Raw genomic sequence first — 23,946 nt, 5'->3', positions numbered from 1 at the left:
AGTGAATTTCTAGCCGTAAACGGCTTCTGGGCGGACAATTAAATCACCGCTGGGACGGCGATCGAGCACGTAAGACTCGAAGCGCTCGCCCTTGACATCAAAATGCTTTGCCAGACGTTCCTTAATAGCCTTGTCGCTCATTCCTGCCGCGATACCCAGTTGGTTTTCCGCCAAGTCATAGGAACGTCCTTCAAAACGAATGTGAACCATTACCGATACCTCCTAGAGCAATTTTGGATTTGGGATTAGTAGCTTATCTGCTCTCGACTTTGGCTTTTTGTGAGACGCGCGCAAATTGCCAGTATCGGTAAAGATTCACGAAATCTGATAATTTTTACTGAAATAAGCGCCGTTCTAAATGATAAGCTTGTTTGATTTTGCGGATTTCCTCAGACTTTTTAGTTGATTGAAATCTGGCAGATATTGTCTGTTCTGAATCCGCATGAACTTCATTGAAATTAGACTGATTCGGTACAATCTCTGGCTCGGAGTGAGTCAGTTTGTAGCCGAACAGTTTGGTGTAAAGTAACAACATGACAATTCAGTCTCTGTTACAAGACTTTCAAATTGATGTTCCTTGGAATTTCGATCTATATTCAGTTTTCAAGGTTCAGAAGCGGTACGAAAAATACAGGTTTTTGTCTGTCCTGTGCCTTTCTTAGTTTATACTACATAAATACTACAGTTTTGTCAAGAGGCCGGGAAAAGTTTTTTTGTTTTTGGCCCAAACCTGCTTGGAATGGTCAACTGCGGTGTAGGCACGGGGCACTACGCCTACAATCCGGGGTAGGCACGGGCACTATCCCTACAATCCGGGGCAGGCACGGGGACACTGCCCCTACAGTTACTAGGCAGAGCCTAGTAACGCATACCCAGAGGCTCTGCCTCTTCAATCTTGATATCGATTAAACATCCTTAACATAAGAAATGCTGTCGCGAATATTGTGGAAGCCAGCAGACTCGTAAAGATGCAATGCACCTGATGAATTTTCAGCATCGACGCCGAGAATAGCAGTAGCCACACCGGCAGCTTTCAGTCGATGCAAACCAGCCAGCAACATCGCTCGTCCCAATCCAATTTTGCGGAAGCCGCGCCTAGTGCCGAGACAAGCAATCCAGCCTTCATTGCGCCCGGTACGATCGCACTTTTCCACATTAATCTCGCAGTAACAAAAACTGACAAATGTGCCATCATCAGCAACAGCAATCAAGTCTAAATCATTTCTGTAATCGGGTTTAGCTAACTCGTGCTTAAATTTATCCACCGTTAAATCGTGATGATTCCAGTGATCGATAAACGACTGGTTGAACATTTCTACCCAAGCTGCCGCATCCTGTTCGCCGGGGAACTGACGCAGGGTAAAACCTTGTGGGAATTGCGGTTCTGGGATCGGTTCAGAAAGCGATCGCGCCATTCGGAAAAAATAGCGATCGGCCTTGAAACCGCAACTTGTCAGCAGAGAAATGCGATCGCAATCCTCAGCGCGCGCGTAGGTTCGCAGCTTCACGCGCCCGCCCCGCATCGCAGACACCTCGCGCATCCGCACTTCACCCCAGGCGATCGCGGCTGCTTCCACATCGCCTCCGCGCGCCTCCGGGTGAACGCGAAACCACAGCCAACCGTCAATTACTTCCCCAGGCTCAGAAACTGACAACTGAGCAAAACCGATTAATTTTCCCTCCGCATCTTCCCAAAGGCGGATATCCCGGTCTTTGTTGAAAAACGGGGCGTTAAATTCTTGTTGCAGTTCCGATATGGAAGTGCCTTCATCGAGCCGATCGACTTCTTCGCAAGTATTGATTAAATGGGCGATCGCATCTAAATCGCGATCGCCCGCATAGCAGCGCGCCGAGAGATTTGCCATCATAGCTAATCACCATTTCCTGTTGTTATTCAGTTTAAAAATAGCTTGGGCGATCGCACTTTTATCGATCGACTGATCCGATCGGTCGATCGGCATTAAAAATCCCACAACGCAAACACCCCGACGCATCGAACCGTTACAGCAGTTGACTGCACTCGTGAGTTTCGATAAATTCAGGTTCAGGATTTGGGATGGGAGTAGAAGGACTCGAACCTTCGACCTTGAGATTAAGAGTCACCTGCTCTAACCAACTGAGCTATACTCCCGCATCTAACCTAGTATAACACAACCGTTCTGAAAAATAAACTATTTTTGTAAAAATTTGTGGCGATCGCCCAGGGTAAATATTTAACGCAAGTGCGATCGCCCTGATTCCATATTTCATTTAAGCGCGATCGACCTCAAGCACCTCCCCAGAGTTGTGCAAAACCTGTGGCCGACTATCCAACCAAATCTGATACTTGGCCATCTCCAATCTCGACAATTCGCTTGACTCAATCTTGGCGCTCTACTGCATCCACACTGAAAAACTTGCTGTGAATTAATGAGTAAGGTGGACTTTTGTCCACCCTACTGATTCTAATTGGTTCCGAAAGCATCTACTTCAGAATTCGGGAGACGACACCGGCACCGACTGTGCGATTGCCTTCGCGGATGGCAAAACGCATATTTTGTTCGATCGCGATCGGCTGCAACAACTTCACAGTCATATTAACCCGATCGCCCGGAATTACCATGTTGATAGCGCTTCCGTCATCAGCCGTAAAAGATGCGATCGTACCTGTAACATCCGTTGTCCGCACGTAGAATTGAGGGCGATATCCCGCAAAGAAAGGAGTTCGGCGGCCGCCTTCTTTTTCCGACAGCACGTAAACCTCAGAATCGAATTCAGTGTGAGGTTGAATTGAACCGGGTTTAGCAAGCACCATCCCCCGTTCAATTTCGTCTTTTTGGATGCCGCGAAGCAACAAACCCACATTATCTCCAGCCATTCCTTCATCCAGAAGTTGCTGGAACATTTCAACGCCGATAACAGTTATCGTGCGAGTGTTTTGGATTCCCACCAATTCCACAGTATCGCCGACTTTGATTTTACCCCGCTCGATTTTGCCAGTTGCGACAGTTCCCCGACCTTTGATCGAGAACACATCTTCAACAGCCATCAGAAAAGGTTTGTCAATATCGCGATCGGGCGTAGAAATCCAGTCATCTACCGCATCCATCAAATCGTAAATGCCATCGACCCACTCATCCTCGCCGCGCTGAATTTTCGGATTAGCAGTCATCTTTTCCAGCGCTTTCAGTGCCGAACCCGCGACAATTGGAATATCATCGCCCGGAAAACCGTAAGAACTCAGAAGTTCGCGAATTTCTAACTCGACCAACTCCAAAATTTCCGCATCCTCTACCATATCTTTCTTATTCAAAAAGACAACCAGCTTCGGCACTCCCACTTGCCGCGCTAACAAGATATGTTCGCGAGTTTGAGGCATGGAACCATCTGCAGCGGACACGACGAGGATTGCACCATCCATTTGAGCGGCACCCACGATCATGTTTTTCACGTAATCAGCGTGACCCGGACAATCAACGTGAGCATAATGGCGATCGCCAGTTTCATACTCAACGTGAGCCGTATTAATCGTGATTCCCCGCTGTTTTTCTTCCGGTGCAGCATCGATTTCATCGTACTTTTTAGCCTTGGCCCGACCCTGTGCAGCCAGCGTCATTGTAATCGCCGCTGTTAGGGTTGTTTTGCCGTGGTCAACGTGACCGATCGTACCGACATTGACGTGGGGTTTGTTCCGTTCAAATTTGGTGCGAGACATTACATTTGATTCTCCTCTAAGAGTTGTTTTTAGTTTCTAATCAGGAGTTTTGAGTCTTTAGCCTGTTATTAATGACTAAGGACTGATGACTAATGATTAAAAAGGAAAGTGGAGGAGTCGAACCTCTACAGCTTTCGCTGCACCCTGGTATTCCAAACCAGTTGCCGTCCACACAGCCGCACTTTCCAAGTTTTTGATTTTTAACCGCAGATTATTGCAGATAACGCAGATGAACGCAGATAAATGCAGCAGATGCAGTGCAAGAATATGCCTTTCAATCTAAAGTCTAAAATCTCACAGATATCCCTCAATCTAAAATCTAAAATCTAAAATCTAAAATCGATTGAGTGGGTGGTATAGGAGTTGAACCTATCTGATACCGGTTAAAAGCCGGGTGCATAACCGCTTTGCTAACCACCCTTAAAAACTTAGCGTTTGTGTAATTCCTAAAAAATTATTGTGTAGTAAACACTTCAGTCCTTTTTTGCTTGCGGCAATTGCAACGGATAAAGTCCCGATTGCTAATGCTTCACTCGATAATGAAGTAACATGAAACCGTTGCTATAGATTTTGCGATCGGCAAGTTCCAAATTGGTCGGCTCGATTGCACCGGAAAAAAGAGGAATTCCCGCTCCGATAACTAGCGGATTCAACTTGACAATCATCTCGTCAATCTCAGAAAAAAGAGTTGCCGCTAAAGCGCCACCACCGCAAAGCCAGATGTCTTTACCCGTTTCTTTTTTCAATTCCTTAACCAATGCGACAGGATTGTCCGAAACAAGTTGAATATTCTCATCGGGACTGGCTTTCATAGTGCGCGAAAAAACATACTGCTTCAAGCTGGGATAAGGATTAGTTACACCAAAATTTAGCCCTACCTCATAGGTTTTCCGTCCCATCAAAACCGCATCAAACTGTTTGTTCTCTGCACGAATGCCTAGTGCTTCCTGAAAGTGAGCCGGAAAAGTTTCAGGAAAGGAATCGAACAAATCAGCGAAATGCTCTCCTTCCATAGGAAAACAATCAAATGAGCCATCTTCGCGAGCAATAAACCCGTCAACGGTGCAAGCAACGTAATATTTAACTTTTCTCATGTTTCACGTTCATTTTGATAATTTGATATTACAACAATTTTACATCGTACTGTTTGAACCTCTCGTCATGTGTAATGATAGTGTAATCTTCGGCTTGGGCTTGAGAAATAATTAGGCGATCGAAAGGATCTTGATGGTAAAAAGGAAGATTTTGCAATTTCTCGTAATGGAGGAACTTAGTTTCTAGAATTTGAAAGTCGTGGTAGATCAGAAATATTTCTAACTCTGACACAGAAATAGACAAAGACAACTTACCGATGCTGATTTTGATAGTAAGTTCCCACAGACTCGCTTGGCTGATATAGATTTCATTGACAGGATTAGCAATCAGCGCTCGCACATACTCATCAAGCCGATCGTTACCTTCAACAAACCAAATTAGAATGTGAGTATCAATTAGATACTTCATGGCAACATATATTCTTCAAAACCAGGAGGTGTTTCATCAAAATCATCCGCAACGTAAGTAAAAATTCCTTGACCACAGCCAAATTGACGAGGTTTGAGAACAGCAGTCTTTTCGGGTGAATTTTCTTTCAGTTTTTGGATTTTGTTTAAAATTTGAATATCCTTTAATAACAAAATCCACTGAATCAATTCTAATTTGAGAACTTGAATGCTCATGGCTTCTATGTTGAATAACTAGCAAATCTAGACTTATTATAAACCAATCCATCCACCGAGGAGGTACTGCCCCTCCTATCGCCGCGTTATCAGCACGGTGTCTCGCTTTTCGACTTCCGGTGGGTTAAAAGGAAGATGAAGGAATCGAACCCTTACAGTTACCTGTACCCCAGTTTTCAAGACTGGTTGCCAACCATTTAGCGGCATCTTCCAAGGGGTGTCCGACGGGGCTTGAACCCGCTAATAACTAGCTTCACGGGCTAGCGTCTCGACCGCTTCGACTTCAGACACCGGAAGTGGAGTCAAGGAGAATCGAACTCCTGACCTCTTGCGTGCAAAGCAAGCGCTCTACCAATTGAGCTATGACCCCGCGTAAAAGATTCATCTGTCGAGTAAATCTAAAATCTAAAATCTAAAATCGGTGTGGTGGATTGCGATCGGATTTGAACCGATATCTTTCTAACAGCCAGTTAGATGCTTTACCAATTAAGCTACGAACCCCAGACAGCAGGAGCGGTAGGACTTGAACCCACAACATTCGAGGTAGAAGCTCGACACTCTATCCAGTTGAGTTACACTCCCCTATTGTTTGTTAATGCGCGATTCCCTAGGGGATAGCTGCGCTTCACGCACTTTGACGTGCAAGTTATCAGAGCATTGCGTTTTCTCAGTTACTAGAGGGACTCCGCCGATGAGTTATTACACACTCTTTAAAGGATGGCTACCTTTAAGCCAACCTGCCGGGTTCATCGCACTCCTCGTTCTCAAACGCCCGCTGATTTTGACAGCGTTACCTTTCCTCTCGTACTAAAGTATGTAGGCTCCAAAGATTGGGGCACGCAAAGGGCGATCGATCTTACTATAAAAAATTATCCATTCAATGGAATCAACCTCCTTAAATTAAAGCAAAAACAACGAGAGTGGTAGGACTCGAACCCACAACCTCCGCGTCCGAAGCGCGGCGCTCTATCCATTGAGCTACACTCCCATAAATTGGTAGTCCTGACAGGATTTGAACCTGCAACATCTTGCTTGTAAGGCAAACGCTCTACCGTTGAGCTACAGGACTACAAAAGCGGATGATGGGACTCGAACCCATGCGCTGAGAATGGCATACTCAGATGCTAGCCTTTACATCACACCCGCAAACCGATTTTAGATTGGAAATTTGAGGTTTTGGATTGAAAAAACCTCTCGTTTAGCCAAGCGGATAACGAGGCTCGAACTCGTGCCTAGAGTTTGGAAGACTCGAATGCTACCGTTACACCATATCCGCAATTGTGGGGCTGGTGATAGGAATTGAACCTACAACCGACTGATTACAAATCAGTTGCTCTGCCTAATTGAGCTACACCAGCACGCCAAGCAGATGGCGAGATTTGAACTGGCAAGAAAGCTTTACAAAAGCCTCATGTTGCCAATTACATCACACCTGCATTTTTGGTGGCGGGGGCAGGAGTTGAACCTGCTATTAAGAGGCTTATGAGACCTCCAAGCCTACCCAGGCTACTTCACCCGCGATGTCACCAAATACCCCTGACTGGCATCGAACCAGCACTGACTAGATCCTAAATCTAGCGCCTCTACCGATTGGGCTACAGGGGCAAAACCGATTTGAGATTTGAGATTTGAGATTGAATAAAACCTCATACCCCTGACAGGACTCGAACCTGTAAGACGCTCATTCTGAGTAAGCGATGTTTTCCAATTACATCACAGGGGTAAAGTCGGGATGGTTGGATTTGAACCAACGACTCCATGCTCCCAAAGCATGGCTTCTGGCCGCTGAATTACATCCCGTTCATGCTCCTGGTGAGACTCGAACTCACACTCAAAATAAAACAGATTTTAAGTCTGCCGCGTCTGCCAATTCCGCCACAGGAGCAAGTAGAAACTTAGTTAAAAATTTGGTACTCCTGGTGAGATTTGAACTCACACAACACAATTTTTGAAATTGCGGCCTCTGCCAATTGGGCTACAGGAGTGTAATCGATCTGCTTTGGTAATAGCAGAACTGGGAAAGCAGGGATCGAACCTGCATTTTGCCGCTTTCAAAGAGCGGTGCCATACCGATTAGGCGACTTCCCAATAATTGGGTGCCGGGGTAGGCTTTGAACCTACAGAAACTCCTATTTCAGAGATAGGCGACTTTACCAATTTGTCTACCCGGCAATTGAAAAAATGGCTGCCCCAGTAGGACTCGAACCTACAACCTAGCGGTTAACAACCGCTTGCTCTACCATTGAGCTATAAGGCAACGCAATCCCCCAAGTCAGTATCGAACTGACGACCTCCTGCTCTTCAGACAAGCGCTCTACCAACTGAGCTATCGGGGGAAAACGGAGAAGGAGGGATTTGAACCCTCGACGGCTGTTAAACCGCTCTTTCTTAGCAGGAAAGCGCCTTAAGCCACTCGGCCACCTCTCCACAGCGAGAACGGAGGGATTTGAACCCCCAAATCTTCAGTTTCGTAGACTGAGATGTTATCCAGTTACACCACGTTCTCAACATTGCAACTGCATATTAAATGCAGTTACAAATGGGTCGGGCTGGAATTGAACCAGCAACGCTTTAAGCTACTGTTTTACAGACAGCTACCCACGCCAATAGGAGGGCCGACCCAAGATAGAAATTTTGGTAGGTCGTCGAGGAATTGAACCTCGATCCATCCGCTTAAAAGGCGGCTGCAAAACCATTCTGCCAACGACCCACGAGAAGTGCTGACGGGAGTTGAACCCGCAATCACTTGGGTGAAAACCAAGCGGCTTAAACCATTTGCCTACAGCACTATAAATTGGCACAGGAACTGAGATTTGAACTCAGAATGCTGGTTTTGGAGACCAGAGTGTTGCCAGTTACACCATCCCTGCTTGTGGTCGCAGCGGCGGGATTTGTAGCTTGCTTCCGCGAAGCGGTACCCGCATTGACCGAGGTATGAACTTGGCGCTTTACGATTAAGCTACGCTGCAATGTCACTTTCGCTTCGTTCCTTTTCAAAGTTAAAAAAATTAATTAAAAGACTGTTAGTTTAATCTTTTAATTTCTAATTTTTAATTTCTGATTGGGAACAGAGGTTAGGGCGGGATTTGAACCCGCGAAAATCGGTTTTGCAGACCGACGCCTTCAACCACTCGACCACCTAACCTGGGAGTCCCGACGAGGTTTGCACTCGCAATCTTCTCCTTGAGAGGGAGACGGCTTGACTTTTGCCTACGGGACTTTGACCCCCGCCGAAAAACGGATACTTGCTTTCCGACAGGAGGTGTGGATGTTAGACCCTAGTTCCAGTTCCCAGATTCTTCTCCTGTGGAGTAAATCTAAAATCTAAAATCTAAAATCTAAAATCGACTGACGGGAGTAACGAGACTTGAACTCGCAACCTTTCGCTCGACAGGCGATTGCTCTGACCGATTGAGCTATACCCCCGCGAAAATGAACAATTTTCTGTCCTTGAATTACTCAAGTTGGGACGGGGTGGCGATTGATTCCGCGTACTACAACCCGATCGGGCTATTGTTGCCGGAGTCTACACCGCCGATGTCCACAATTATGTGACACGATTAACTTCCTATTCTGTTTTCAATGTTCGTATTGCTTGTGGGGCAAGGCTTTGAATCTATTTCCCCTTCGCCATACATTTATACTACATTGCATAATACAAGACTGTCAAGGGGGTAATACAACTTTTTTTAAAATTGGGTTTTTTAAAGGGGTGCAGATCGCTCCCACCCACCCGCTGCGTTCCCCCAAACCCTTATATATCAAGGTATTTTGCTGCTAAACTGATGGTGTTCCCTAAGGTAAATCTGATGCTGAAACTGTACTACACTCCAATTTCTATGAATTCTCGGCGTGTGTGGGTGGCACTTCTGGAAAAACAGATTGCGTTTGAGCCGATCGCACTTAACCTCGACGGCGACCAATTTAAGCCGGATTTTGTGGCAATTAACCCGTTCCACCGCATACCGGTTTTAGTAGATGAAGACTTGACTTTGGTGGAGTCGCTGGCAATTCTCGATTATCTGGAGGCGAAATACCCCATCCCTCAACTGCTACCGACAGAGGCGAAAGCGTTGGGAATTGTACGGATGGTGGAAATGCTGACGTTAAATGAACTGTTGCCGGCAATGTTTCCATTAACACGTCAAATGCTGGGTGTAGCGGGAGACACTGCACAGAAGTTGGAACAGTCAAAACAGCAGATAGTAACGCTGCTGAGGTTTTTTGAGGGGTTGCTGGCGGACGATCGCACTTATTTTGCTGGGGAACAGTTTACTTTCGCCGAAGTGGTGGCGGGCACTGCGGTGCCTTCCCTGGGGATTTTTGGCATATCTTTTGATGAGTATCCGAAGTTGCAGCAGTGGGCAGATCGACTTGCAGGGCGATCGAGTTGGCAGCAAACCCAGGTATCTCAAGCAGAAATTGTGACCAAAATCCCAATTCTTAAGGATTTACTGGCGGCAAGGCTTTAACAGAGCGATCGAGCTTCAAATAAATATACCGGGCGATTAGAAATCGCTCCTGCACAACAAAGCTAAATATACCGGGCGATTCAAACTTCCTGGACTCAATAAACTCTTAACCCAAGGCTTGCGAGTTTTGTCTGTGCAGGCGCCCATTTAATCCCCGCTGAGACATATTTATAGAAGACTTCGATCGCAACGGCAAGAATTAACACGGACGAAAATGCCGTAGCATGGGCGAGGGCGGGACGCCATCGCCCAAACTCGCACAAAAGATCGATCGCCCTGCGATAATCAGCTTTGAGATATCAAATACTACAAATCAAATCTTGTCTGAATTGCCCTTAACTCCCGTGCCCGCAACCACACAACCCGATCGCCCAAACCTCCATCACTGGCTACACTCCTTGGATACTTGTCCGAGTACCAACAGTTGGGCGATCGCCCGCGCGGCCCAACTCCACCACGGAGATGCAGTATTTACCAAGCAGCAAACCAGCGGGCGCGGCCAACACGGGCGCACCTGGCACGCCCCAAGCGGTGTCTTGACTGTTAGTTTTGTACTCGAAAACCTCAACCCCAATCTGTTGCCGGGGCTCAGTTTAGCAGCGGGTTTAGCAGTGATTTACGCGATCGAAGATTTGGTTCCCGACTGTCGCGATATGCTGCGCCTGAAATGGCCAAACGATGTCTGGATCGATCGCCACAAATTAGCCGGAATTCTCTGCGAAGCTACTTCCGGGAATGTTTTGGGTAAAACTCGCGCGGTTGTCGGAATTGGACTCAACCGCTGCGTAGATTTCGCGGCTGCGGGATTGGATGAAAGGGATCTCGGCAATGCCGTAAGCTTGCATTCTATTGCTAGTAAAGTACCAGATGAACTGTGTTTGCTCGATCGACTGCGGCACTATTTACTCGAACTAGCCGATATGTTTTCTACCACAGACAAAGCAGCCTCCAAGTCCGGTTTAGCGCTACTTTTACCGGAATTGCGCCGCCGCGATGCGTTGATTGGCTGCCCTGTGGCGATCGAACTTTCCTCGGAAACCATCTGCGGAGAAGCTGCCGGCATTGACGGATGCGGCCGCTTGTTAGTATGCTTGGCGGGCGATCGAATACAAGCCTTTACCTCTGGGCGAGTTCGATTAATTTAATAGGAATAAGGAAGTTCGGCAACGGATTGTGTAACGGATGTAACGGATGTCAGGAAGTTCGGCAACGAGCACTGTACAAGATGTAACGGATGTCAGTCCGATGGAAGTAGGAAAAACAAAGAAGGGAAATGCAGTCAGAGCAATATTTTCAGCGAGAAAAAATGTTCTAACCTTCTTGCCAGTTACTATAAATTAAGAGAAAGAAGTCATTAGTCATTAGGGAAAATTCCCAATTAACAATGCCCGATGCCCGATGCCCGATGCCCGATGCCCAATTCCCTATTTTAATTTATCACCTCAAATAGTACCAATCTGCTCAGCCACAGCGGTTGATTGACCTCCACACCTTCGGGACGACCCTTAGTAGAAGCAACTTGTATTCTGTTGCCATTTATCCCTTGTCTAACCAAAATATTTTTCACATTTGTCGCCCTTTCCAGTGCCAACTTTTGATTTTCTACCGGAGTGCTTTTAAAATCGCTGTAGCCAACTATCCTTAAATTCTTCGTGCGATTTTTCTCCATATATTCCTTGACTTTGCTAAGCTTTTCTGCTACATCTTTCGCCTGCAAACTTGCCGAACCTGCACCGAAATACACGCGAACAGGCATTATTATCTTTGGCGGCGGTGGAGTTCCTATTATCACTGTATTTGTTACAGACTTTACCCCCGGAATTTTCTCAAAAGCTTGAGTTATTTTCTGAGCATCTGGCACTTTGCTTACGCTGCCTGCAACGGCGACTTTTCCCTCTGCATAGCGAGCTGAGATATTAATGCTTTCTACTTTATTCAAAAGAGCTGCTGTCCGCTTGACATCGGCTTCGACTAAAACCGGATCGGGAGGAACTTCAACGGCTATAATTTTATTTTCAATTTTTGATTGTGGAGCCGCTTGCTGAGCGATTTTTTCCGCTTTCAATCGCAGATTTTGATTCGGCACTCGTCCCGAAATCTCCAATAATTTATCTTTAACATCGGCCGCTATACGATAAACCGATAACTCGGGAGCAGATTGTAATGCTAAATTGGTATCTGCTTCTAAGCTCGCTTCAACTGCGCTGCGGTATTGATGAATTCCCCAAGGTACCCCAATTAAACCTAACGCTGCCAAACCGATAATTGGTAAAATGGGAAGTTTAGAAGATTTAACTTTTACCTCTGTATCGATTAATTTTTGCAATTTCGAGTTTACTTCTGGTGGTACAGTTGCTGGATCGCCGTTAAATGACCGAATTTGATCTCCGTATTCTTGAACAATATTGTTGAATATCGCTCGCATTTTGTACTTAAACCACTGGCGGGTTTCTCCTTGCATCACTACTGCTAGATAACACGAACCAGCTACTTCCAATACGATCGTAGATGTGCCGTATTCTATTGCATCAATTTCTGCAATATTTCCAGACTGAGATATGCAATCGTTGACAAAAGCCCGAATAGCAGTCAGCATCCCCGCTACCATGTCTGATTCTAGCTGTTCGCGTTCAGACTTCTGCACTGCTGAAATTACTATGCCCGATTCTGTTTGAATTAAAAAAACAGCTTTAACACTCAGCGGTGTTGTTTCTTTTATCAGCAATTCTGCTTCAGAAATTCCCTGGAATTTTGCTTTAATTTTGCGACTAATTTTCTCTGGACTTAAAGATGATTCGAGTTTTTCATTAATCTCCCGCATCATCTCGGCGATGTATTTTAAAATCGTGCTGCCGATGATTGGATAAAGTGCATCCGACATTGCTTCTCGCTTGAGATGAATTTGCTGTTTGATAGCGGTGGCCATTTCCGGCGCGATCGCCATTGCAATTTCATCGGGCGATTCACTGATTCTGTGGCTGATTCCTACAGTCAGAGCAGGCGATATGGCTACTCCCATCGATTGCCTGTTTTCTCGGGTTTTGGTATTAATTACTTCATCAATTATCGGAGCTAGGGTTTCGACAAATGATTTTCTAGACTCATTAATTGTTTGGAGCATCATTTCGGGAAACATGATTTTAATTCGGGCAAGTAATTGTTCCCGATTGCCTCCCCATTCCGCATCAGTAATTTTGCGATCGAGTTCGCCTACTTTATCGTTGAGTTTGTAATTATAACTTACAACTTCATCTAACAAGGGTAAAATAGATTCAATAACAGACTTTTGCAGTTGGGCGTGATGGCTAACCATCAGCTCGTCAATCAAAGGTTTCAGTAAATCGGTAAACAAGTCTGTCGATTCATAAATCCGGTGTTCGATCGCCACAACCTGTTGTTCGATCTTCGCGAGTCTTTGATCGATCCTTTTATTCTGAATGATGGCATCGACAGCGGGGGCGATCGCAGATTCTATCTCTAGCTTTGCTTCCCCGATGTTTCGGGACAGCATTTCTACAATCACTGGCATTATTCTTGCCATCAACCCTTCTATCTCGGCTAAAACTTGCTGCTGAACTTCGACAATCTTACTTTCATTATTTGATATTTGTGCTGCAATACCGCTGTTTTGAATAGCTGTGTGGACACCGGGTGCGATCGCCTCTCTCACCTCTAACTTTGTCTCCTCGATTTTCCGGTTCAGCGACTCAATCATTAACGGCATTAACCTTGCCATTATATCTTCCGGCTGAGTTTTTTGCTGTCGCTGAAGATTATTTAGTCTACTTTCTACATCGCTCAATTTTCCTTGAACATCTCTTTGAAGAATTGCTGATTCTATCAAAGGTTCGATCGTCGCTGCTACTTGTAATTTTGATTCATCGATTTTCTGATTCAGCAAATCAGTTATTGCGGGCATTAGCATCGCCATTATCTCTTCTGGCTTCTGAATTGGCGACTGTTGTGTAGCCAGTCGGCGTTCGATGATGCTCAATACTTTTTCTTCTATTTCTACCCAAGCTATTCTTACCTGTACTGAGGGGGTAACAGCTTCTACAATCTCTGATTTTAATTCACTAATTTTGCGGTTTAGCAATTCGCTAACTACTGGTACTAGCTGCTTGATTAAATCTTCAGGTTGCTGCTGGTAACGCTGCTGAATATTCGCAACTCTATCTTCAATTCTTATTACCTGTTCTTCAAGTCCGTTTTGATTGTGAATTACTTGATTGACTGTCGGTGCGATCGCCGAAGCTACCTCTAACTTAGACTCCTCTACCTTGCGGTTTAGCAGCTCGCCCACCACCAACATCACCCGTTGCATTAACTGTTCTGAACTCGGCAGTTGCTGCTGGTTGAAGTTAGCAATTTTATTTTCCAAATCAGCTATTTTGGTCTGCAGTTCGAGCTGATTAATTTGATCGCTGCTAGCGAGTTCGATCGCATTTTTTAATTCCGACTTCAACCCCTCTAATTCATCTCTCACTAACTCAGGAACTAACGGTTTCAGTAAAGTCATCAACTCTTGGGGTTCAGACATCAGCTTCTCAAAATTTTCTAACCTTTGTTCCACGCTCAAAACATTACTGTAAAATTCCGGTAAATCCCTTTCAAACAACAGTTGCTGCAACCGCTTAAACTCCTCTACTGCTTGTTCTAACTCTTCCTCTGAGGGTCGATAATTTTTTGCTACCTTCGCGGTTATAGATAAATCATGTTCTTGATTACTTGTTTCTCGTCTTTGAGAGGGGATCTCTTCATCGTTAGTTAATACTTCCGGTACAAGACTCGGTGATTCGATCCGAAAAGACAATTGTTTGCGCCGATTTTCCTCATCCTCTAATCGCTGAACAGACTTTTCCGCAAGCGGTAACTTCAGCTCGCTTGATTCTTTTTTTGATTTCTTTAATAACTGGAATTCAGTCAGTATGGTTAGCAATTCCTGAAGTTGCTCTCCAGCTTTAGAACTTGCTATAGTTGCATCAGAAACCTCTTTTTCTGACTGATATATTTTCCCTGAATTGTCATTTGATGCTGCCATACTGCCCTACCCAAACGTGATTTTGATCGACCGAAGGAAATTACCAGCTTGCTTGCCGCCTCACCCCAGCGAAAATCAATAGGAATGACACAATTTTTCCAAGCGTCAGGCGTACTAAAGCTATGGCCCTATTTTAACTGCTGTTCTGCGACTAGCCAACTGAGCCGCTAACTGCAATGCTGCCTTCATGCTGGAGGCATCCGCAACCCCTTGACCTACAATATCAAAAGCTGTGCCGTGATCCGGAGACGTGCGGACAAAAGGCAAGCCAATTGTAGTGTTGACTGCTTTATCGAAAGCCATCAATTTTACTGGAATCAACCCCTGGTCGTGGTACATTGCCAAGTAACCGTCGTGAGCTTCCTTGGCTAAACCGTACCAAACTTTAGCCGGTTTTACCCACAGGGTATCAGGGGGAACTGGCCCGTCTAATTGCACTTGAGGAAAGCGATCGCGCTGCGTTTCCAACCAAGGTATCATCCAGTCTTGCTCTTCATTTCCCAGTTTGCCATTTTCGCCGCTGTGAGGATTTAAGCCAGAAATCGCAATTTTCGGTCTTTCCAGCCCAAAATCTTCCCGCAAACAGTCTATCAGTAATTCTAGTTTTTCACTCAGTAATTCTGGACTCAAAGCATCGGGGACTTGACGGAGGGAAATATGTGTGGTAGCGAGTAAAGTTACCAGCGTCCAGCCACTGTGTGGAGATGTGGCGGCAAATAGCATTCCGAATCGCTGCGATTTCGCTCTTTCTGCGAGGAGTTCTGTTTGTCCGGGATAATTGTAACCGGCCGCCTGCCAGCAAGTTTTGGAAATCGGGCCGGTCACGATGGCGGAGAATTCGCCGGCGAGGGTACGGGCGATCGCACTTTCCATGTAAGCAAAGCTAGCCGCCCCGCTAGCTGCACTCCCGACGCCGGGGACAATTTCGCCCCACTTGCTGTCTGGTTCAATATCAATAATGTTTAATGTTTCGGGATTTGCCGCTTCTGCTGCGGGATTGCTCGATCGCAACTTATCGTAAGTTTGCTGCAAAACTCTCCTAGAACCTATAACCGTTGCCCTCAAACCAGCAGCGGGATCGGCCAATGCCTTGAGAATCACTTCCGGTCCAATTCCCGCCGGATCTCCCAGAGTTACAGCTAGTTGTGATTCCCGATCGAGACTCAAGGCAGTTTTCTCCAACAAAATACAGGAATTTCGGCACTGAAATTTTAGCATTCATGTACCTGGTTGCCCCAAATTATATTATCTTTATTTAATGCGATCGCCCAATGGGACTTATCAAATCATGAATCCTGAAATTTTCAATGCAGCCTTTTTGTCCTTTTCCCTAATTTTCGTGGGTATAGGTGGAGGCTTCCTCCTGCTCAAATTGCAAGGCCGCGAAGAATAAGTTTTTTTCAACCAATCCTTCCCAAGCCTTCTACCTTCTGCCTTCTAGAGTCTACTTTCTGCCGAAAGCAAGCCTTCTGCCGAATATCTCAAGCCTAAAATGAGAAAATTTCAGGTTTTTGTTAAGTTTTTTATATAAACTTAACAAAAACCTGATACCATCTTATAGAAAGTTTAAGATTCATAATTAATCCCTAGATGACTTTATTGATTTTAGGTGCCACCGGCACTCTCGGCCGCCAAATAGCCCGCCGCGCCCTAGACGAGGGCTACCAGGTGCGCTGTTTAGTCAGAAGTTACAGAAAAGCTGCATTTTTGAAAGAATGGGGCGCTGAACTCGTACCGGGAAACCTTTGCCAGCCAGACAGTCTGCCTCCGGCCCTAGAAGGCGTCAGTGCTATTATCGATGCAGCAACAGCCAGTGCAGCCGATTCAGTCAGCATCAAAAGAGTAGACTGGGACGGAAAAGTATCGCTGATCCAAGCAGCTGCAGCAGCAGGCATCAAGCGTTACATATTCTTTTCCTTTCTCGACGCTGAGAAATATCCCCAAGTCCCCTTGTTGGAAATCAAGCGTTGTACCGAACTGTTTTTAGCAGAATCCGGTTTAGACTACACAATCTTGAGACCTTGCGGCTTTTTGCAAGGACTGCTGAGCCTGTATGCAATGCCGATTTTGGACAATCAGGCAGTCTGGCTGCCCAACAAGCCATCCGCCCTTGCCTACATGAACACTCAGGACGTTGCTAAATTTGCCGTCCGGGCTCTTTCGGTTCCTGAAACCGAGAAAAAAAGCTTTCCGGTGGTGGGAAATCGTGCTTGGGATGCTGACGAAATCGTGCGGTTGTGCGAACGGCTGTCAGGGAAGGAAGCCAAAATTACGCGCACCCCAGACATCTTGTTGCAGGCTACTCGTAAATTAGCTACCTTCTTTCAGTGGAGTTGGAACGTAGCTGACAGATTGGCTTTTTCAGAAGTTTTGGCAGCCGGAAAACCCTTGAAAGCTCCGATGGATGATGTTTACAGTGTCTTCGGAATCGACCCTAAAGAAACTACTACTTTGGAGTCTTATCTCGAAGAATACTTTAATCTGATTCTAAAGAAGCTCAAGGAAATAGAGTACGAGCAGCTTAAAACTAAAAAACGGAGTAAACAAAAAATGCCCTTTACATTTTAAAGTGCCGAAAGCTGGGATTATATACAACGACGTTAAACCTGTGGCTTGTCGCATCGCCGCAGAGTTAGAAGACAAGCTGACTGCCCGCGGCTGGGAGGTTTGCTCGGTTTCTGGTTCGGGAGGAATTCTGGGCTATTCTAGCCCCGATCGCCCCCTGTGCCACACTCAGATCGAACAACTCGTCCCCCCCGGTTTTGACAGCGACATGGAGTTTGCAGTGGTTTTGGGCGGCGACGGTACGGTGCTGTCGGCATTTCGCCAAGTCGCTCCAATCGGAGTGCCGCTGCTGACTGTCAATACCGGTCACATGGGCTTTTTAACAGAAACTTACCTGAACTTGCTGCCGCAAGCTTTGGAAAAGGTAATCGCCGGAGAATACGAAATAGAAGAAAGATCGATGCTGGCGGTGCGACTGTTTCGAGAAAACGACTGCCTCTGGGAAGCCCTTTGTCTCAATGAAATGGTGCTGCACCGGGAACCGCTGACTTGTATGTGTCATTTTGAAGTGGCGATCGGTCAGCACGCCTCTATTGACATTGCCGCAGATGGGGTAATTATCTCGACTCCCACGGGATCGACAGCTTACGCCCTTTCAGCCGGCGGCCCTGTCATCATTCCGGGAGTGCCGGTGTTGCAGTTGCTGCCTATTTGCCCGCATTCAATGGCTTCGCGGGCTTTGGTGTTTTCCAACACCGAGCCGATCAAGATTTTGCCGGCGAGTCCCACCCGCCTGGTAATGGTGGTAGACGGGAACGGCGGATGTTATGTTCTGCCCGAAGATTGGGTGCAAGTCGAGCGAGCTCCGTACCCAGCCCGGTTTATTCGGGTGCAATCTTTTGAGTTTTTCCACATTTTGCGGGAAAAATTGGGCTGGGGCTTGCCTCACATTGCTAAACCGAGTTCCGTTGAGTTGCCTTGATACTTGTTGTTGACACTCCCCGACTATCAAGGTACGGGGATTGTTGGCTTAACCAGTTGGCTTGCTCGTAGATATCATATCAAGTCCTAGCTGTAGGAGACTGCAATTCCCGTTCCCGTTTTTCACCGATTGAAGGGATTTTGATTTTTTTATCTGTTGATAAATCGTAGAATAAAGCAGCAATTAGTGTTGGTAATGTAGGGCGACATTTATCCACCGGAATCCTTAATTCTCGATCGAGCTTCCGAATCATCTCCAAAGTCAGGCTGCGTTTACGAGATAACGGTATAGTTGGAGTGTTTTCATTTCTATTCACTCTGCTTAGGACGGATTTCAAATTCTGAACGTGCCCGGAAGAAACAGACATCAAACTCGAAGAAGAAATTAGCTTGCCCCAAAATCAAAGGTACATTGGTTGCTTGTGTCCAGGCAAATGCCAGGTTAAGCGTTGGGAATGAACTAACTCGAGCATTAACAACGACTGCGCGGGCTTCAAATCGAGCCAAATTCCCAGCCAATACGACTGAGAGTGTCTCATTTTCCCAGACTAAGCCCAGTTGTAGCCCTAACTCGTAGGGCAAAACATTAACGCTTGCGCCTGTATCTAGTAAGCCCTCAGCGTTCAAGGATTGACCGTTCAGGCTGAGTGTCAATGGCAGATACGGCATTCGATCGACCATGCCAAGACTGCTGTCAATGATTTTGTAGGGAAATCTCTGAGCGTCAATCATTCTGTTCTTGTTGTTTTGTCGTCAGAAGATTCATTAAAACATTGGCAGCCTCAGAGCAATTGTAAGGCGACCAGACCGGATACTCTCGATCGGCAACAAAAAAGTTTGTTGCATCTTCTTCTTTGATCAGTTCTGTTGCCAGAAACTGCATCAGCCGAAGCTTGTCAATTTTTGAAAGTTCCTGGATCTGTGACATTAGTTCAGCCAATGGCATTTGAGCATCTCCTCGTTTGAGGTTTGGTGAAAAGATTGGATATACTAGCTTGTTGCATGGTGCGCGATCGAAGCGTGTCTATTGATTCTACCAATTTTCTGTAGGTCAAGCTCTCGATCGAGATTCCGAATCATCTCCAAAGTCAGGCAGCGTTTGCGAGATAACGATTGAGTTCAGCGGCGGTTAGTAACCCTGGCATCCCCACCGATTATCGGCGTTGCTGATTTACGGTATGAAAGGCTAAATATGCCAATCATAGAAACCAGTATTCACAACGCTTCGGGATTTTCAATTGATTTTTTTCATACCCTGATTAAGCAACGCCCGATTATCTTTATTCCGCCGTTGCAACGATTTGTTAGGTAGCTGGCAACGTATCATCAGAGCTTTCTCCATTGCCTTGAATTGCTACCCAAGGAAGTTTTGAATACTGAGATTTGATCTTTTCTAACTCATCTAGTGCTTGCAGGAAAAATCTTTTGACAGCCACCACATGGTCTTCTTCAGAAAGAAAATCCTGTAAACTTTTGTCTCGAACTATTCCTGCCCAGTCTTTTGAGCTATCTAAGTTATAACCCCTCCAACCGTACTGTTCGCAAATATCTTTCATCGTTTCAATAATTTCTGCTCGACGCGGTGAATTAGGATCTACTTCAAGTACGAGACGTACTATTGGGTAATCAGTTAAATGTGATGTCTTTAGAATAAAGCCTAGACCACACCACCATCTTCCACTTGGCATTGAGGCAGTCATTAAATACCGCCCATGCCATTGAATCTGGGTAAGAGCTGTAGACTTTTGCTTAATTGCTCCCAGAACTTTCTCAAAGCGCTGACTGACTTCTCCCCACATTGTCTCTTCCATAAGTTTTAGTGATTTTGTGAAATTTGCTAACGCAATCACGTCAATAGAAGAGAACTGATTGTTATGTGCCATGCGATACTCATCCATAAATGTCACAATTTCTTTAACAAGCATTGTATCTGCCTGAGATTTCAAAAATCGATAGAACTGATGCCACCTCAATTGCCTGAACTGAACGGTAGATTGAGAAATATTCTTGAAAATATCTGCTTGATCTTTTGGATCAAAATCACGAGTAATGTACAAAAGAAATTTATGCTGGAACCCTGAAATTCCATGCAAAATCTCGGCATACCTTGAAAGCTGCTCGTAGCCTTCCTGAGAGCCAATCTTACTTTCGATAAAGATGATGCTACGACTTTTAGCATCTACTAGCTCAATTAAGATATCTGGGCGGCTAGCTAAACGATGATCATCAAGAGGCTCAAACTCCCTCTGTGTTGAAACATAGGCATCCAAATAAATATTTATATCCAATAAGTTTAAATTCTTAAGCCAAGAATAGAGAATTTCCTTGTCTGTACTGAAGAGGTAGGCGACCAACTCAGTGAAGAAATCTTCTAGCGGAATACTGCCTGTATTGAGATTTAAGAGCCGACTGAAAAGCGCCACTAACATTCACCTATGTTTTACTCTCAACAAGTGAGTTTACCGTACGGCCCTAGCCAGAGGCTCAAGCTACCTAACTTATAATTGTATCGCATTTGCGGTACAACACTGCATATAGTCGAATAATACCGCCGCTTGAGGATGTATGTCAACCTCTTCTTACTCCCCATCAGAATCTCCTTTCCTCGATCGAGTTCGCCGCACGATTTGACTCAATCAATTAAGCCGTCACACTGAAAAAAGCTATCTTTATTAGATTTTAGATTAGAGAGCATTTAGAGTCGATCGCACACTCTCGGCGATCGGTGCATTATGATAAAGCAAGCAGCGATAAAGTCTCATCTTCATAAAATAACTCGATCGCGTTAAAATTCCGACGCAGCAAATTTTCAATTTGCAATGTCGAACAGTTTCCAAGGCAAAGCCAAATAACTTTCGGTGGATTCCCAAATACTAAGCTCAGGTCGTGCATATCCGCGTCTTTCGAGACAATCATCAAATTATTGTCTTTTGCATAATCCCAAACTATTGGGTCGATCGTTGCTTTCATTCCCACATCTCGAACGTGAAGCGAATTTGGGAAAATATCGCTCAAACGGTTCGGTAACTTGGGCGACAAGTTTTCATCAAAAAGTAATTTCATGCCGATAAGGTGGCGGTCATAAACCGACGCTCGCGGTCAGCAGCATAAGCAATACAGGCTTTTAAATCTTCTCGCGTCAAATCGGGAAAATCGTCGAGAATTTCTGCTTCGGTCATCTCGGAAGCCAGGTACTCAAGCACTTCATAAACCGTAATTCGCAAGCCGCGTACACAAGGCTTACCACCGCGTTTATTTGCTTCGATCGTGATGTGGTTTCGGTAGTTCATAGTTGGAATTTTTGAGAATCTCCTCGTTTGATGTTTGGCGAAAAGATTGGATCTACTAGCTTGTTGCATGGGTGCGCGATCGAATAATTGTATTGCAGTTACGGTACAATACTGGATATAATCGAGTAATACCGCAGCTCGATCGTGTGTGTCAACCGCTTCTTAATTATATTTTAGATTAGAGTCGATCGCACACTCTCGGCGATCGCCAGAACCAAAACATTCATCACAACTTCATCACGCACGAATAACTGTAACGGTTCGCCCCATTGGTGTCAGATGAATTTCAGTATTCAGTCGTTCTTCTAATTCCGGTGCATTCTCGCGACGATCGAATATCACCAACCACCCTTCATCTTGTCCCAATCGAGCCAAATATCCATCTAACTGTTCCAACCCTTTACTCAACGGATCGACTTTCCGAGTTCGCCAAACCTTCAGTTCAATTCCCAACGTTACCTCACCATAACGCAAACATAAATCCATTCTGTCGCGTCCGATCGCATATTCCCGTTCCAACGTTCCCCCACCATTAATCACCCGATGCAGAAACGCCATCAACACTAAATGCGGTGCAATTTCGGGATAAGACGCACTTTTGAGTAACGGTTCGCCATGTTGCAGCCAAAACGCGAGAAACGCTTGCAGGAGTGCATCTGGTAGTAGTTCGCCGCGATCGTTCAACCAACTCGGACGGATAATCGGTAAACTATCTTGCGGCCCTTGCGCCAAAACTCGCGGCAACACTTCTCGATAAATCGGATTGGCGATGACTAAACCCCCGGCTGGATCTCGTTTGAGCAAGCCCAAATCTACGAGGTATTGGCGATCGTCATTAGAAGATTCTGGCAATTCTCGTCCGGCTAGCATCGGCTCGATAATGGCTTTGACTCGGTTTTCTCGCAGTCGTTCCGCCAAGCTATCCAAATGCGTATCTTGCCGTTTTATGAGAATTTCTTTTGCTTCTAAAATATGGTCGGGTGTAATTTCTATAGATTCATCGGTAACTAATTCTTCTACAATTTCCTTAGCTAAAGCATTCACTAACCAAGGTTGTCCCTGAGTGAGTTCAAAAGCTAAGGCTACGGCTTCAGGTGTAAAAACTTGTCCGGTATCTTCGGTATGTTGCGCGTAGAGTTCGGCGACTTCTGAGGCATTAAAATCTCTCAGAGTAATCGATCGCACTTTAATATTAAACGGACTGGATGTATGGAGTCGATCGCTTCCTCCCGCGGCCACTTTGTAATCGCGAACATCCCGCAAACCAATTAAACCCACCGATTGCGGAAACGCTTTCGGGCGATTGGGATAACCATCGCGTAATTGGCGCAGAATAGAAATCAAAGCTTGGTCTTGCAATGCGTCAATTTCGTCGATGAAAATGACCAAAGGACGAGGAGAAGATTGTGTCCACAGGCTGAGTACATCGCCGATTTGCTGTCCCGGTTCCGACGAAGGCCAAGCAGGCGGCTGCAATTCTGGGGGAAGTCGAATCGAAATCGCCCGTCGCCAAGCCCCCAAAATAGCCTCTTCTGCACCGCCGATATCTTGACTGAAGGGTGCGCCGACTTCTACCGACAGCATCACGGCGGTGTATTGTCCGCTGTCGGTGAGTTGTTTGGCTAACGCCAGCATAGCGGTGGTTTTCCCCACTTGCCGGGGTGCATGGATGACGAAATAGTTGCGTTGAGCGATTAACCGTTCTAACCTTGGTAAGCGTACCGTGGGCGACAGTGCGTAATGAATGTCTTCTTGGCAGGGGCCAGCAGTATTGAACCAACGCGGCATAGGTCAACTGGGGCGAATGGGGCTGCTCTCAGTTTAGTGTACTGTTGTTGGAAAGGCGTTCTAGTTGTTAAGCGGGGGTTTGTATCGACTCTCCGGGCCCGATCAAACTCTCTCAGAGCGAAAGTCGTGCTCGATTCTTGATTCATAGAACGGAAGAACCCCACCTGCCAACTGCCAAAGTTTTACTCTTCCACGCGATCGCCCAATCCCGCTAAACGAGTGCGAGACTGCCACCATTTCGGCTGCACTTTGACAAATAACTCCAAATATACTTTGCCCTCAATTAACTTTTGAATCTGTTCTCGCGCCGCACTGCCGATCGACTGTAAGCGGAAACGATATAACTCAAATGAGTGACACTCCAATGTGTGAACTCACACAAGTGTCACTATAAAAAGCGACTGTGAAGCCACCGAAGACAGCAGTTATACCTGAAATATCAAATGAAAACACTCGA

The 23,946-nt window shown here is 45.8% G+C and carries 21 protein-coding genes, 33 tRNA genes and 1 pseudogene; 5 read left to right on the top strand and 50 right to left on the bottom strand.

The features are described 5' to 3' along the window. Positions 1–9 precede the first annotated feature (9 nt). The 40 genes from QUB77_RS04800 to QUB77_RS04605 all read right to left on the bottom strand — a co-directional run bounded on the left by QUB77_RS04800 (position 10) and on the right by QUB77_RS04605 (position 8,838). Positions 10–210: a hypothetical protein gene (locus QUB77_RS04800; RefSeq protein WP_333039015.1), complete on the bottom strand. Its 201-nt coding sequence runs from the start codon at positions 208–210 to the stop codon at positions 10–12. Between the two features lie 124 nt (positions 211–334). Beyond that, complete coding sequence (locus tag QUB77_RS04795) at positions 335–535, bottom strand: radical SAM protein (RefSeq protein WP_333170004.1); 201 nt, start codon at positions 533–535, stop codon at positions 335–337. Positions 536–905: 370 nt separating this feature from the next. Further along, positions 906–1,868, bottom strand: coding sequence for a GNAT family N-acetyltransferase (locus QUB77_RS04790; RefSeq protein ID WP_333170006.1), 963 nt, complete (start codon positions 1,866–1,868; stop codon positions 906–908). A gap of 189 nt (positions 1,869–2,057) precedes the next feature. Then, a tRNA-Lys gene (locus QUB77_RS04785) sits at positions 2,058–2,131 on the bottom strand. 333 nt (positions 2,132–2,464) lie between these two features. Further along, entirely contained in the window at positions 2,465–3,694 is a 1,230-nt protein-coding gene (gene tuf / locus QUB77_RS04780) for an elongation factor Tu (protein ID WP_333170008.1), read from the bottom strand. Between the two features lie 102 nt (positions 3,695–3,796). After that, positions 3,797–3,881 (bottom strand) — tRNA-Ser (locus QUB77_RS04775). Positions 3,882–4,042: 161 nt separating this feature from the next. Further along, a tRNA-Lys gene (locus tag QUB77_RS04770) sits at positions 4,043–4,114 on the bottom strand. 101 nt (positions 4,115–4,215) lie between these two features. Next, the gene (locus QUB77_RS04765) at positions 4,216–4,788 is read right to left on the bottom strand and encodes a dihydrofolate reductase family protein (RefSeq protein ID WP_333170009.1); all 573 of its coding nucleotides are present in this window, start codon (positions 4,786–4,788) and stop codon (positions 4,216–4,218) included. A 28-nt stretch (positions 4,789–4,816) separates the two neighbouring features. Continuing rightward, positions 4,817–5,197, bottom strand: coding sequence for a type II toxin-antitoxin system VapC family toxin (locus tag QUB77_RS04760; protein ID WP_333170010.1), 381 nt, complete (start codon positions 5,195–5,197; stop codon positions 4,817–4,819). After that, a complete protein-coding gene (locus QUB77_RS04755; protein WP_333170011.1) occupies positions 5,194–5,412 on the bottom strand; it encodes a hypothetical protein in 219 nt (72 codons plus the stop codon). The genes QUB77_RS04760 and QUB77_RS04755 overlap by 4 nt, the downstream gene beginning before the upstream one ends. A gap of 129 nt (positions 5,413–5,541) precedes the next feature. Then, positions 5,542–5,624, bottom strand: a tRNA-Ser gene (locus QUB77_RS04750). 4 nt (positions 5,625–5,628) lie between these two features. Next, positions 5,629–5,703 (bottom strand) — tRNA-His (locus QUB77_RS04745). Positions 5,704–5,709: 6 nt separating this feature from the next. Next, a tRNA-Ala gene (locus QUB77_RS04740) sits at positions 5,710–5,782 on the bottom strand. 54 nt (positions 5,783–5,836) lie between these two features. Then, positions 5,837–5,913, bottom strand: a tRNA-Ala gene (locus QUB77_RS04735). Positions 5,914–5,920: 7 nt separating this feature from the next. Beyond that, positions 5,921–5,994, bottom strand: a tRNA-Arg gene (locus tag QUB77_RS04730). Positions 5,995–6,327: 333 nt separating this feature from the next. After that, positions 6,328–6,400 (bottom strand) — tRNA-Arg (locus QUB77_RS04725). Positions 6,401–6,406: 6 nt separating this feature from the next. Beyond that, positions 6,407–6,481: transfer RNA gene (locus QUB77_RS04720), tRNA-Val, on the bottom strand. 5 nt (positions 6,482–6,486) lie between these two features. Then, positions 6,487–6,558, bottom strand: a tRNA-Gly gene (locus QUB77_RS04715). Between the two features lie 59 nt (positions 6,559–6,617). Next, a tRNA-Gly gene (locus tag QUB77_RS04710) sits at positions 6,618–6,688 on the bottom strand. Positions 6,689–6,693: 5 nt separating this feature from the next. Continuing rightward, positions 6,694–6,770, bottom strand: a tRNA-Thr gene (locus tag QUB77_RS04705). 6 nt (positions 6,771–6,776) lie between these two features. Next, a tRNA-Thr gene (locus tag QUB77_RS04700) sits at positions 6,777–6,848 on the bottom strand. A 95-nt stretch (positions 6,849–6,943) separates the two neighbouring features. Further along, positions 6,944–7,017, bottom strand: a tRNA-Leu gene (locus QUB77_RS04695). A gap of 44 nt (positions 7,018–7,061) precedes the next feature. After that, a tRNA-Leu gene (locus tag QUB77_RS04690) sits at positions 7,062–7,135 on the bottom strand. Positions 7,136–7,139: 4 nt separating this feature from the next. Further along, positions 7,140–7,212, bottom strand: a tRNA-Pro gene (locus tag QUB77_RS04685). A 4-nt stretch (positions 7,213–7,216) separates the two neighbouring features. Beyond that, positions 7,217–7,297 (bottom strand) — tRNA-Leu (locus QUB77_RS04680). 23 nt (positions 7,298–7,320) lie between these two features. After that, positions 7,321–7,397 (bottom strand) — tRNA-Leu (locus QUB77_RS04675). A 29-nt stretch (positions 7,398–7,426) separates the two neighbouring features. Further along, a tRNA-Gln gene (locus tag QUB77_RS04670) sits at positions 7,427–7,500 on the bottom strand. A 5-nt stretch (positions 7,501–7,505) separates the two neighbouring features. After that, positions 7,506–7,584, bottom strand: a tRNA-Gln gene (locus QUB77_RS04665). A gap of 10 nt (positions 7,585–7,594) precedes the next feature. Continuing rightward, a tRNA-Asn gene (locus QUB77_RS04660) sits at positions 7,595–7,669 on the bottom strand. 6 nt (positions 7,670–7,675) lie between these two features. Beyond that, positions 7,676–7,748: transfer RNA gene (locus QUB77_RS04655), tRNA-Phe, on the bottom strand. A 4-nt stretch (positions 7,749–7,752) separates the two neighbouring features. Then, positions 7,753–7,839 (bottom strand) — tRNA-Ser (locus QUB77_RS04650). Positions 7,840–7,843: 4 nt separating this feature from the next. Next, positions 7,844–7,918 (bottom strand) — tRNA-Arg (locus tag QUB77_RS04645). A gap of 34 nt (positions 7,919–7,952) precedes the next feature. Then, a tRNA-Tyr gene (locus QUB77_RS04640) sits at positions 7,953–8,034 on the bottom strand. A 13-nt stretch (positions 8,035–8,047) separates the two neighbouring features. Beyond that, a tRNA-Lys gene (locus tag QUB77_RS04635) sits at positions 8,048–8,122 on the bottom strand. Positions 8,123–8,127: 5 nt separating this feature from the next. Then, positions 8,128–8,201 (bottom strand) — tRNA-Glu (locus QUB77_RS04630). A gap of 6 nt (positions 8,202–8,207) precedes the next feature. After that, positions 8,208–8,282 (bottom strand) — tRNA-Trp (locus tag QUB77_RS04625). Between the two features lie 3 nt (positions 8,283–8,285). Further along, a tRNA-Ile gene (locus QUB77_RS04620) sits at positions 8,286–8,381 on the bottom strand. A 102-nt stretch (positions 8,382–8,483) separates the two neighbouring features. Continuing rightward, positions 8,484–8,557: transfer RNA gene (locus QUB77_RS04615), tRNA-Cys, on the bottom strand. Then, positions 8,558–8,632 (bottom strand) — tRNA-Glu (locus QUB77_RS04610). A gap of 132 nt (positions 8,633–8,764) precedes the next feature. Beyond that, positions 8,765–8,838 (bottom strand) — tRNA-Asp (locus QUB77_RS04605). A gap of 383 nt (positions 8,839–9,221) precedes the next feature. On the opposite strand from QUB77_RS04605, the gene QUB77_RS04600 reads away from it, so the two are divergent. Next, the gene (locus QUB77_RS04600; RefSeq protein WP_333170013.1) at positions 9,222–9,884 is read left to right on the top strand and encodes a glutathione S-transferase family protein; all 663 of its coding nucleotides are present in this window, start codon (positions 9,222–9,224) and stop codon (positions 9,882–9,884) included. Between the two features lie 224 nt (positions 9,885–10,108). After that, positions 10,109–11,029, top strand: a complete 921-nt coding sequence (locus QUB77_RS04595; RefSeq protein WP_333170014.1) for a biotin--[acetyl-CoA-carboxylase] ligase — start codon at positions 10,109–10,111, stop codon at positions 11,027–11,029. A gap of 284 nt (positions 11,030–11,313) precedes the next feature. Here QUB77_RS04595 and QUB77_RS04590 read toward each other — a convergent pair whose 3' ends face one another. Continuing rightward, positions 11,314–14,925 (bottom strand): OmpA family protein, encoded by a 3,612-nt coding sequence (locus tag QUB77_RS04590; RefSeq protein WP_333170016.1) that lies wholly within the window; start codon positions 14,923–14,925, stop codon positions 11,314–11,316. A 120-nt stretch (positions 14,926–15,045) separates the two neighbouring features. Next, positions 15,046–16,143, bottom strand: coding sequence for a 4-hydroxythreonine-4-phosphate dehydrogenase PdxA (gene pdxA, locus QUB77_RS04585; protein WP_333170018.1), 1,098 nt, complete (start codon positions 16,141–16,143; stop codon positions 15,046–15,048). 40 nt (positions 16,144–16,183) lie between these two features. Between pdxA and petM the strand changes: the two genes are divergently transcribed. The 3 genes from petM to QUB77_RS04570 all read left to right on the top strand — a co-directional run bounded on the left by petM (position 16,184) and on the right by QUB77_RS04570 (position 18,412). Continuing rightward, positions 16,184–16,318, top strand: coding sequence for a cytochrome b6-f complex subunit PetM (gene petM, locus QUB77_RS04580; RefSeq protein WP_015174328.1), 135 nt, complete (start codon positions 16,184–16,186; stop codon positions 16,316–16,318). 197 nt (positions 16,319–16,515) lie between these two features. After that, the gene (locus tag QUB77_RS04575) at positions 16,516–17,493 is read left to right on the top strand and encodes an NmrA family NAD(P)-binding protein (RefSeq protein WP_333137515.1); all 978 of its coding nucleotides are present in this window, start codon (positions 16,516–16,518) and stop codon (positions 17,491–17,493) included. A 1-nt stretch (position 17,494) separates the two neighbouring features. Then, positions 17,495–18,412 carry an NAD(+) kinase gene (locus QUB77_RS04570; RefSeq protein ID WP_333170020.1) on the top strand — a complete coding sequence of 306 codons (918 nt, stop codon included), beginning with the start codon at positions 17,495–17,497 and terminating at the stop codon, positions 18,410–18,412. Positions 18,413–18,491: 79 nt separating this feature from the next. Here the strand turns inward: QUB77_RS04570 and QUB77_RS04565 are convergent, their stop codons facing one another. The 8 genes and pseudogenes from QUB77_RS04565 to QUB77_RS04530 all read right to left on the bottom strand — a co-directional run. Further along, positions 18,492–18,728 (bottom strand): hypothetical protein, encoded by a 237-nt coding sequence (locus QUB77_RS04565; protein WP_333170021.1) that lies wholly within the window; start codon positions 18,726–18,728, stop codon positions 18,492–18,494. Beyond that, positions 18,721–19,143, bottom strand: a complete 423-nt coding sequence (locus tag QUB77_RS04560) for an aspartyl protease family protein (RefSeq protein ID WP_332954395.1) — start codon at positions 19,141–19,143, stop codon at positions 18,721–18,723. The genes QUB77_RS04565 and QUB77_RS04560 overlap by 8 nt, the downstream gene beginning before the upstream one ends. Further along, positions 19,136–19,357 (bottom strand): hypothetical protein, encoded by a 222-nt coding sequence (locus QUB77_RS04555; protein ID WP_332954397.1) that lies wholly within the window; start codon positions 19,355–19,357, stop codon positions 19,136–19,138. The genes QUB77_RS04560 and QUB77_RS04555 overlap by 8 nt, the downstream gene beginning before the upstream one ends. Positions 19,358–19,715: 358 nt before the next feature. Continuing rightward, entirely contained in the window at positions 19,716–20,840 is a 1,125-nt protein-coding gene (locus tag QUB77_RS04550) for a PD-(D/E)XK nuclease family protein (RefSeq protein ID WP_333170022.1), read from the bottom strand. A 301-nt stretch (positions 20,841–21,141) separates the two neighbouring features. Continuing rightward, positions 21,142–21,474 (bottom strand): DUF5615 family PIN-like protein, encoded by a 333-nt coding sequence (locus tag QUB77_RS04545; protein ID WP_333092911.1) that lies wholly within the window; start codon positions 21,472–21,474, stop codon positions 21,142–21,144. Beyond that, positions 21,471–21,701: a DUF433 domain-containing protein gene (locus QUB77_RS04540; RefSeq protein ID WP_006634608.1), complete on the bottom strand. Its 231-nt coding sequence runs from the start codon at positions 21,699–21,701 to the stop codon at positions 21,471–21,473. Before QUB77_RS04540 ends, QUB77_RS04545 begins: the two co-directional genes overlap by 4 nt. Positions 21,702–21,938: 237 nt before the next feature. Continuing rightward, entirely contained in the window at positions 21,939–23,489 is a 1,551-nt protein-coding gene (locus QUB77_RS04535) for an ATP-binding protein (RefSeq protein ID WP_333170024.1), read from the bottom strand. A 182-nt stretch (positions 23,490–23,671) separates the two neighbouring features. Beyond that, a pseudogene (locus tag QUB77_RS04530) lies at positions 23,672–23,818 on the bottom strand (GTPase Era); the annotation flags it as partial. Positions 23,819–23,946 lie beyond the last annotated feature (128 nt).

It is taken from the genome of Microcoleus sp. AT9b-C3 (genome assembly GCF_036705485.1).
Lineage (GTDB): Bacteria > Cyanobacteriota > Cyanobacteriia > Cyanobacteriales > Microcoleaceae > Microcoleus.
This window is presented reverse-complemented; position numbering and strand designations above follow the sequence as displayed.